At 71.0% G+C, this 7,770-nt stretch carries 7 protein-coding genes and 1 tRNA gene; 3 read left to right on the top strand and 5 right to left on the bottom strand.

Annotated features, from left to right (window positions below; all coding sequences use genetic code 11):
• Positions 1–19 precede the first annotated feature (19 nt).
• Both ACIPEK_RS34845 and ACIPEK_RS34840 read right to left on the bottom strand, forming a co-directional pair.
• Positions 20–93 (bottom strand) — tRNA-Pro (locus tag ACIPEK_RS34845).
• A gap of 50 nt (positions 94–143) precedes the next feature.
• Entirely contained in the window at positions 144–2,777 is a 2,634-nt protein-coding gene (locus ACIPEK_RS34840; RefSeq protein WP_402004552.1) for an ATP-binding protein, read from the bottom strand.
• 108 nt (positions 2,778–2,885) lie between these two features.
• Here ACIPEK_RS34840 and ACIPEK_RS34835 point away from each other — a divergent pair, with 108 nt between their 5' ends.
• Together ACIPEK_RS34835 and cobF are read left to right on the top strand one after the other, a co-directional pair.
• Complete coding sequence (locus ACIPEK_RS34835; protein ID WP_402004549.1) at positions 2,886–3,404, top strand: DUF309 domain-containing protein; 519 nt, start codon at positions 2,886–2,888, stop codon at positions 3,402–3,404.
• A gap of 43 nt (positions 3,405–3,447) precedes the next feature.
• Positions 3,448–4,203, top strand: a complete 756-nt coding sequence (gene cobF / locus ACIPEK_RS34830) for a precorrin-6A synthase (deacetylating) (RefSeq protein WP_402004546.1) — start codon at positions 3,448–3,450, stop codon at positions 4,201–4,203.
• A gap of 1 nt (position 4,204) precedes the next feature.
• On the opposite strand, the gene ACIPEK_RS34825 is transcribed toward cobF, so the two are convergent.
• Positions 4,205–4,966 carry a cobalt-precorrin-6A reductase gene (locus ACIPEK_RS34825; RefSeq protein WP_402004543.1) on the bottom strand — a complete coding sequence of 254 codons (762 nt, stop codon included), beginning with the start codon at positions 4,964–4,966 and terminating at the stop codon, positions 4,205–4,207.
• An 80-nt stretch (positions 4,967–5,046) separates the two neighbouring features.
• Here ACIPEK_RS34825 and ACIPEK_RS34820 point away from each other — a divergent pair, with 80 nt between their 5' ends.
• Complete coding sequence (locus ACIPEK_RS34820; protein WP_402004540.1) at positions 5,047–5,439, top strand: hypothetical protein; 393 nt, start codon at positions 5,047–5,049, stop codon at positions 5,437–5,439.
• A gap of 7 nt (positions 5,440–5,446) precedes the next feature.
• Here the strand turns inward: ACIPEK_RS34820 and ACIPEK_RS34815 are convergent, their stop codons facing one another.
• Complete coding sequence (locus ACIPEK_RS34815; RefSeq protein WP_402004537.1) at positions 5,447–5,722, bottom strand: hypothetical protein; 276 nt, start codon at positions 5,720–5,722, stop codon at positions 5,447–5,449.
• 200 nt (positions 5,723–5,922) lie between these two features.
• Positions 5,923–7,356 carry an FGGY family carbohydrate kinase gene (locus tag ACIPEK_RS34810; protein WP_402004534.1) on the bottom strand — a complete coding sequence of 478 codons (1,434 nt, stop codon included), beginning with the start codon at positions 7,354–7,356 and terminating at the stop codon, positions 5,923–5,925.
• Positions 7,357–7,770: the final 414 nt, after the last annotated feature.

The following is a 7,770-nucleotide window of genomic DNA, read 5'->3' as shown; positions in this document are numbered from 1 at the left end:
CGACCTGCGAAAACACAAGTCGGGACGACAGGATTTGAACCTGCGACCCCTTGACCCCCAGTCAAGTGCGCTACCAAGCTGCGCCACGTCCCGATGCGATTCCCCCCGGTGTTCCCGGGCGGCTGCGCAGGACAAACATTACCTCACTCCGAGGGCCGGATCGACGCCCGTGCCTGGTGGGCGCGGTTTGCCAGGGATTCGGCGCCGCACGCGTTGGCCAGTTTCTGAGCTCTGGCGAGTTCGCGCGGGGAGCGGATCGCGATGCCGTAGTCGACGAGGGCCAGAGCATGTTCGTACGCGGCCGGGGACGCTTCCAGGTGGCGGACCGACTCGGCCAGCAGATGGGTGGCGTCCTCGGCGCGGGCGAAGAGGGCAACACAGCGCAGGGCCTCACCGATCGCGGTGTCCGTGCCGAACCGTTCGGCGTGCACCCGGGCCGAGGTGGCGAGTTGCGCGGCCCGGCTCGGGTCCTCCTCGGCCAGTGCGCGGGCGAGATCGCCGGCCCAGGGCGCCCATACACCGTTGAACCTGCCGCGGGGTTCGAGGGCCTGACCGGCCGCTTCGAGTTCGGCGACCGCTTCCTCCGTACGGCCTTCCGCCAGCAGCAGCCGTCCGCGTACGCACGGCGCGTCGGGCAGCACCATCGCGCTGGGGTAGGGCGAGCCGAAGTCGTAACGGTCGGCGATCTCGCGCGCCTCGGTGACACGGCCGCGGGCGACCAGTGTGTCGATCAGCAGACAGGCCGCGTCCCAGTGGACGGGAAGTCCACTGCCGACACGGTCGGCGAGGCGCAGTCCTTCGCGGAGGAAGCCCTCCGCCTCGGCCAGCCGGCCGCGACGGCGATGGACCAGCCCGAGCAGGGTGTGTGCGAACGCGAGATGTGCACCGCTCCAGCCCGAGATCTCGAAGGCGCGGACGGCCTCGCCGAAGAGTTCCTCGGCCCGGTCGAGCTGGTCCGTGAAGGCGTAGGTGATGCCGACGAGGGTCGGGAGCTCGAAGCCCCACTCGGCGTCGGTCCAGCCGAGCCCGCGGGCGGGGTGGCCGTCGACCAGGGCGCGTTCGCAGAGGTTGACGATGAGCTGGGAGTTCTCGCCGCGCATCATGGCGTCGAAGGCGCGGATGGTGAGCAGGGCGCGCTCGGCGTTGTCGCGGCCGGACAGGTGGTCGGCGTTCCGGGCGAGCCTGGCGGAACGGGCGTGTCCGTCGTCCTCGGCGGCCTGCATGCCCTCCCAGAGGAAGTGGGCGGCCTGGAGCCGCATCAGGCCGGGGCCGGGGGCGGTGTGTGCGGCCTCGGCGGCGAGGGCGCGTGCCGCTTCCTTCAGCTGGTTGTTGTGGGAGTGCGCGGCCGCGAGCCGGAAGGTGGCGTCGACCCGCTGGTCTTCGGAGAGTCCGGGCATCTCAAGGGCGGCCCGCAGATGCTGGACGGTGGTGGCCGGGGAGCTGAGCAGCGTGGCGCAGCCCAGTTCGTACAGCAGAGTGGCCTTGACCCGTTGGCGCGGTGGTTCTTGCAGGGCGCGTTCGAGGCAGCGGCGGGCGGCCTCCGGGGCACCGACCGCGAGGTGCTGTTGGGCTGCTTCGCGGAGCTGCTCGACCAGTTCCTGGTCGTCGTCGGGGTGTACTTCGAGGAGGTGCCGGGAGGCCGCGGCGGCGCCGAGTCCCGCACGGGTGATCGCCCAGGCGGCCTGGCCGTGCATGGCGGTACGGGTGGCCGGCGGGATGGAGCGGTACACCGCGGTGGCGATCAGCGGGTGGACGAACTCCAGCGGGTCGAAGCCGGTGACGATACGGGCTTCGCGCAGCCGCGCCGTGCAGTCGGCGGCCTCGGCGGGGCTCATCCCGGCGAGGGTGGCGGCGAGATCCTGCGAGATGTCCGTGCCGAGCACGGCGGCGGCCCAGGCGAACCGGTTGGCCTTGGTACCGAGCCGTTCGAGCCGGGCGACGAGTCCGCTGCCGCGGGCCGTTGCACCGAGTTCGCGCAGCAGCCCGGCCGACTCCTCAAGGGGCGCCAGTTCACGGTCCTGGACCTTGGCGACGAGTTCGACCGCCTCGTAGGGGTTGCCGCCGGTGACGGCCCACACCTCGCGGCAGAACGGGTCGTCGGCGTGTTCGCCGAGGCCCGCGCGGACCAGTTCCGCTGTGGCGTCCGGGGTGAGGGCGCGCAGCGCGACCCGGACCTGGGAGGGGTGGGCGCCGCCCGATCCGCTCTCCTTCTGCCGTGCTGCCAGATCTTCCGGCCGGTGGGCCTGGACGACCAGGACGGGCAGTTCGCCGAGGCGTGCGGTGAACGAGGCGAGCCAGGCGAGGGATTCGCCGTCCGCCCAGTGTGCGTCGTCGATGATGAGCAACGGCGGACGGTGGCTCAGCCGGGATGCGAGCTGGGAGACGACCCAGTCGAGGCCGTCCCGCACACCCTGCGGATCGGGCTGGGGACCGCTCGGTTCGGCGAGTCCGAGTGCGGGCGCGGCGATCTCGTACCAGGCTCCGAACAAGGCCCGTACCTCGTCGGGCGGGAACTGGTCGAGTGCGGGCTGCAGCAGCTGGCGTACGACGTGGAACGGCACGGACGTGACCGTTTCGCCGCCGCGTGCGGACCAGACCGTGCAGCGGTCGGCAGCCATCGCCTGGATCTCGGCGAGCAGTGCAGTCTTGCCGATGCCTGCCTCGCCGCTGAAGACCAGCAGCCGGCCTGCCGCCTGGGCGCCGCAGAGGGCGTCCACGGCTTGTGCGGCAACGGCGAGCTCCGGTTCGCGCTCGTACAGCGGCCGGGACTGCTTCATCCCTACCCTCCCCAAAGTGGTGCGGATGACTGTCGACACTAGTCGTGCGCGGGGGTCCACGGACAGTGGTTCGGACAGTTCGCCGCAGGTGCGGGGCACAATCGAGGGGTGGACGAGACTCGCAGGGACCGCGACGCCGAGGGTCGCGCGCGCAATGCGCGCCCCCGTGACGGGCTGGGACGCCCCCTGCCGTACGGGGCACCGGGAGTGGATCGGCAGCCCGAGGGTGTGACGCGTACCCCCGAGGAGACCCTGCGTGAGGCGCAACGGCTGCTGGACGCCGGGATGCCGTTCCATGCGCACGAGGTGTTCGAGGATGCGTGGAAGTCGGGTCCGGTGGCGGAACGAGAGTTGTGGCGCGGTCTTGCGCAGCTGGCCGTGGGGCTGACGCACGCGGCGCGGGGCAATACGACGGGCGGGGCCCGGCTGTTGCGACGGGGCGCGGCGGCGCTCGCGGGGTTCGGGGCCACCCGCCCTCACGGGATCGGGGTCGACGGGCTGATCGGCTGGGCCGAGGAGCTGGCGGGGCGGGTCGAGGCGGAGAAGGCCTGCGGCGCGGACGCTGCGCGTGTGCGGCCCGTCGACGCGGCCGGCGAGGCGCCGTGCCTGCGGGCCGGGGGCCGGTAGCCCGGACGCCCGGGGCGGTGGGGCATGGGGCAGACTCGGTACGGTGAGAAAGATCTATGTCATCGGTATCGGCGCGGGCGACCCCGACCATCTGACCCTCCAGGCCGTCAAGGCGCTGAACCGGGCGGATGCGTTCTTCATCCTCGACAAGGGTGAGGCGAAGTCCGATCTGACCGGGCTGCGGCGGGACATCCTCGATGTGCATGTGAAGAACACCTCGTACCGGCTCGTCGAGGCACGGGATCCGGAGCGGGACCGCGGCACATCGGACTACTCACCCGCGGTGGACGACTGGCGCAGGCGCCGTGCGGATCTGTACGAGCGGTTCATCGCGGAGGATCTCGGTGCGGACGAGTGCGGAGCGTTCCTGGTATGGGGCGATCCCGCGCTGTACGACTCCACGCTCGGCATCCTCGAAGAGATCCTCGACCGGGGTTCGGTCGCCTTCGACCACGAGGTGGTCCCCGGGATCAGCAGTGTCTCCGCGCTGCTGGCCAAGCACCGGACGGGGCTGAACCGGGTGGCGAGGCCGGTGCAGATCACGACCGGCCGGCGGCTGGCCGAGGGCTGGCCCGAGGGGGTCGACGACGTGGTGGTGATGCTCGACGCACGGCAGGCGTTCACCCGTCATCTCGACCAGGACCTCTACATCTACTGGGGCGCGTACGTGGGGACCGAGGACGAGATCCTGGTCTCCGGGCGCCTCTTTGAGGTGTCGGACCGGATCGAGGAGCTGCGGGCCGAGGCGCGCGCCCGAAAGGGCTGGATCATGGATACGTATCTGCTGCGTCGCGGCTGAATCAGTCTTCCTGGCAGAGCAGTTGGAGCGCCGACGCCACATCGTGCACGACGGGTACGCCTTCCGGCGGTGGCGGACGGCGGACCACGACCACGGGCAGGCCGAGGTTCCTGGCCGCGGTGAGTTTCGCCGCGGTGGCGGGGCCGCCGCTGTCCTTGGTGACGAGGACGTCGATGGCACGGTCGCGCAGCAGCGCCGTCTCACCTTCGACGGTGTACGGGCCACGGTCGAGGAGTACGTCGGTGTCGCGGGGCAGCGGTGGCTCGGGAGGCTCCACGGACCGTACGAGGAAGTGGAGCGTGTCCGCGCCCGGGGCGGTGGCGAAGGCGGCCAGGCCCAGGCGGCCGGTGGTGAGGAAGATCCGGCGGCCCAGGGCGGGCAGTTGCACGGCGGCGTGCGCGAGGTCGTCGGCCGGGTGCCAGCGGTCACCGGGGCCCGCCGTCCAGCCGGGGCGGCGCAGCGCGAACAGTGCGGTGCCGGTGGCATTCGCGGCCGCGGCGACGTTGGCGCTGATGTTGCCGGCGAACGGGTGGGTGGCATCGACGACGGTGTCCACACTGTGGGCACGCAGCCAGTCGGCGAGGCCCTGGGGGCCGCCGAAGCCTCCGATGCGTACGTCACCGGCGGGCATCCGGGGCCGGGCGACCCGGCCGGCCAGCGACGTGGTGATACGCACCGTCGCGTCGCCGCCGGGCCCGGTCAGCTCAGCGGCAAGCTGCCGGGCTTCGGTCGTACCGCCGAGGATCAGGATGTGGCCGGGCATGCACCGAACCTACGTCACTTTCGCCGCCCGTCGCCCCGAGCGGTGAACAGGGCGGCGCGCAGCCATTACGATCCGGCGTCATGAGCACTTCTGACCAAGACCAGGCCGTGGACACCCCGATAGCCGGTCCCGAGACCGTTTCGGAACCCGATTCCGAGGCCGCTTCGGAGATCGTTCCCGAGACCGATTCCGAGGCCGCTGCCGAGACCGGGAACCAGAGGCTGACACCTCGTCAGGCGAGACGGCTGCGGATCGTTCTCTCATCGGTCGGCATGGCGGCGATGGCGGCCGTTCTCGCGCTGCGGATTGCCAGCCGGTCGTCGGTGCTGGTGGTCGGGGTGTACGGGCTGGCGCTGATCCTGTGCGGGATCGTGATCGAGCTCAGCAGGAACGGCCGTACCCGGCTCGGCAGTTGGCTGCTGGCCGTCGGCCTACTGGCGGCTATCGGTTCGGACTGGCTGCTGATTCCCTGACGTACGGTCAGCGCGCCGTGATCCGCACGGTCGCCCCGTGCGGATCGACCCGATCGAGCCAGTCGGCGCGCAGATGGAACGGACGGCCCGGTGCTGCGGGCAGCAGCAGTCGCTGCCGGTGGTGGACACGGCCGTCCTGGGGGACGACGAGCAGCGGTGAGGGGAGCCTCCGGCTGGTGCGCAGGGCGAATCGGCCACGGAGCGAAGTGTCGCCTCCGGGACCGATGAGGTTCGGCGCGATCCACTGCAGCGGGGAATCGACCGCAACGGACGGCCGGTCCACGGGCCAGGCATCCACCGCCAGGTGACGCAGTACGGGTGCGACGACGCCCGTCCCTCGGCGGCCGCGATGCCGACGCTCTCCACATCGTGCAGCAGATTACCGACGGCGAGGACTCCGGCCTCGGTCGTGCGGGACGAGGCGTCGCCGTCAGGTCTCCGGTCGCGGTGATCGTGCAGTTCGCCGCATGGCTCTCGGACGTATCAGGAATGTTCCAGCAGGGTGCGCACGGCCGCACGGAATCCGGCGAGTCGTTCGGCCGCCTCGTCGGCGCCGATCCGGGGCTCGTACACAGCGGCGGGCTTCCATTCGGGTACGGCCTGCCGGAGCGGGAGCCGGGGGTCGAGGCCGAGGCGGGCGACGGCTCCGACGCCCAGGGCGGTGACATCGGGCAGCGCGGACACCTCGACGGGCCGTTGCAACAGATCGGCCTGGGTCTGCATGAGCAGTGCGGAGCGGGTCAGGCCGCCGTCGACGCGGAGCGAGGTCAGCGGGGAGCCCAGATCGGTCGCGACTGCTTCGGTGAGTTCGACCACCTGCGCGGCGATGCCCTCGCACAGGGCGCGCACCAGGTGGCCCGCGGTGGTGTCGAGGCCGAGGCCGGTCACCGATCCGCGCAGATCGCCGCGCCACCACGGGGCGGCAAGTCCGGCCAGCGCCGGTACGAACGTGACGCCGGCGGAGTCTGGGACGGTGGCACCGACCGGGTCGAGGTCCACCGCGCCGGAGATCACCCCCAGGTCGGTGAGCCAGTTGACGGCGGACGCGGCGGTGTAGACCTGTCCGTCGAGGCAGTAGCTCGTACGGCCGCCGAGCCGCCACGCGACACAGCTGACCAGTCCGGTGGAGCCGCGGCGCGGGGCCGGCCCGGTCTGGGCGAGCAGGAACGCACCGGTTCCGTAGGTGCACTTGGCGTTGCCCGGGTCCAGGGCGTTCTGGGCGAGCAGGGCGGCCTGCTGGTCGACGAGGAGTCCGGTCAGTGGGAGCTCACCACCGAAGGCGGCAGTGGTACCGACGGTCCCGTCGGAGTCGACGACGGCCGGGAGGCGTTCGTCGCCGAGGCCGAAGATGTCCAGGGCCGCGGGCGACCAGCCGACCCGGTCGAGGTCGAGCAGTTGGGTGCGCCCTGCGGTCGCCGCGTCCGTGACGAACGCCCCGGTCAGCTGATGGACGAGCCAGGAGTCGCTGGTGGTGACGACGCCTTCGCGGGTCAGCTCACGGCGGATCCAGGCCATCTTGGGTGCGGCGAAGTACGGATCGAGCGGCAGTCCGGTGAGTTGCTTCAACTCATCTTCGTGCGAGGCGAGTTCGGCACACAGCTGGACGGACCGCCGGTCCTGCCAGACGATCGCGTCGGTGAGCGGCCGCCCCGTGTCCGGATCCCAGGCGAGCACCGTCTCGCCCTGGTTGGCGAGGCCGACGGCCGCCACCGGCTCACCCGCTTCGTGCAGCGCCCGTCGCCCGGCGTCGACGACCGAGTCCAGCAGTTCGGCGGGGTCGACCTCGACCGCTCCCCCGGCGCCGTGACGCGGCCGCACCGGCGCCGAACCGGAACCGATCACACCACGCTCGGGGCAGACCACCAGAGCCTTGGTTCCCGATGTGCCCTGGTCCACGGCGAGTACCGGGCCTGTCATCGACACTCCAGCTGTACGGAAGCTCTGCGGCTTGAACGAAATCGTGATCATTGATCTCCGACGCCCAGAGTGGTGCAGACCACCGCGTACGTCAAGGGCTGCACGGACTCACGCCCGGAACGACCGGATGCCGGTCAACGTCCATATGAATGAGATGACTTGAGTAAGATCCGCGAATCGGTCCGGAGTTCGGAGCAACTGGCCTTACACTCACCGCCGAGCAACAACCGGACGCTTTCGAGCAGTTCGTTTTTCAACAGCTGCTTAGCCCCCCACGTCCTTGAGGATTGATGAGACCGACACGCCGCCCCGAACACCAGCATCCCGACTCCCGGGCCTTCCGCTTCTGCACGGGTTCCGTGCCACCGCCGGGTTGCGTGACGTGCTGAGGAGATCCCCCATCCGTCACATGCC

It is taken from the genome of Streptomyces sp. NPDC088246, assembly GCF_044741025.1.
Lineage (GTDB): Bacteria > Actinomycetota > Actinomycetes > Streptomycetales > Streptomycetaceae > Streptomyces.
This window is presented reverse-complemented; position numbering and strand designations above follow the sequence as displayed.

What these genes read in the sequence shown, in the direction of transcription:
- ACIPEK_RS34810 (WP_402004534.1), bottom strand. Translation starts at nt 7,356, where the DNA reads ATGACAGGCCCGGTACTCGCCGTGGACCAGGGCACATCGGGAACCAAG.
- ACIPEK_RS34820 (WP_402004540.1), top strand. Translation starts at nt 5,047, where the DNA reads ATGAGCACTTCTGACCAAGACCAGGCCGTGGACACCCCGATAGCCGGT.
- ACIPEK_RS34840 (WP_402004552.1), bottom strand. Translation starts at nt 2,777, where the DNA reads ATGAAGCAGTCCCGGCCGCTGTACGAGCGCGAACCGGAGCTCGCCGTT.
- ACIPEK_RS34825 (WP_402004543.1), bottom strand. Translation starts at nt 4,966, where the DNA reads ATGCCCGGCCACATCCTGATCCTCGGCGGTACGACCGAAGCCCGGCAG.